Below are 960 nucleotides of genomic sequence, written 5' to 3' on the forward strand. Positions count from 1 at the left end.
TTGGCGATGGTTGCACAACAAGCTTCAGCAAAAACACCGGCTGATACCCTTGTGATGGCTTGGAATCTTGATGCAATTAGTACATTTGATCCCGCACAACTTAATGATGTTTATGGAAGTGAAATTGTTCGCAATGTTTGTGATAATTTGGTCAGTACTGCGACAGATGATCCTGCTAAAATGGTTCCGTCTTTAGCAACACATTGGGATGTTTCAGGTGATGATCACAGTACGGTGATTACTTTTCATTTGCGTGATGGTTTGAAGTTTAATAATGGCAGATCAGCCAATGCCAATGATCTTCTTTGGAGTATGAAGCGGATTGTCAAATTGAAGATGGGTAATGCGGCAATTTTTAATGAATATGGAATTACAGAGCAAAATGTTGATGATGCTTTGCAAGCTGTTGATGAAAAAACGGTGGTAATGAAATTTGATAAGCCTTATCCAGCAGAGCTCATTCTTAATAATATTGTTGCAAGTCCGGCAACAGCTTTGCTTGATCGTAAGACAATTATGAAACACGAAAAAGATGGCGATTTTGGAAATCAGTATTTGAAAAGTCATGCTGCTTGTGTTGGTCCTTATCAGTTAAAAAGTTGGCGCCCTGGAGAAGCTCTTTTGTTGCGTGCAAGCTCTCACTATTGGGGACAAGCGCCTAAACTGAAGCAGATTTTAATTCGCCATGTTGCAGAGCCCGGAACACAACGTTTGTTGTTGCAAAAACATGATATTGATGTTGCTCGTAATTTGACACCTGAAGATCTTGCAGATCTGCAAAAAACAACAGATGTTAAAGTTGAAAGAGTGTTAGTGCCAACTATGATGTACTGGGGATTCAATACGACGAATCCTATTTTTGCTAAGGAAAAAGTACGCTTGGCGATGCGCTATCTCATAGATTATGAAGGTCTTGGCAAGAAGCTTCTCAAAGGTGTTGGTGTTCCACGGGCCAGTTTT

General features: G+C 40.2%; 1 protein-coding gene. It reads left to right on the forward strand.

The genetic code is table 11. The features are described 5' to 3' along the window. Window positions 1–960: ABC transporter substrate-binding protein (locus ACFIO5_RS10785; RefSeq protein ID WP_375705397.1), on the forward strand; the 960-nt coding region annotated here is incomplete at both ends.

The organism is Bartonella sp. AA86SXKL (assembly GCF_042196885.1).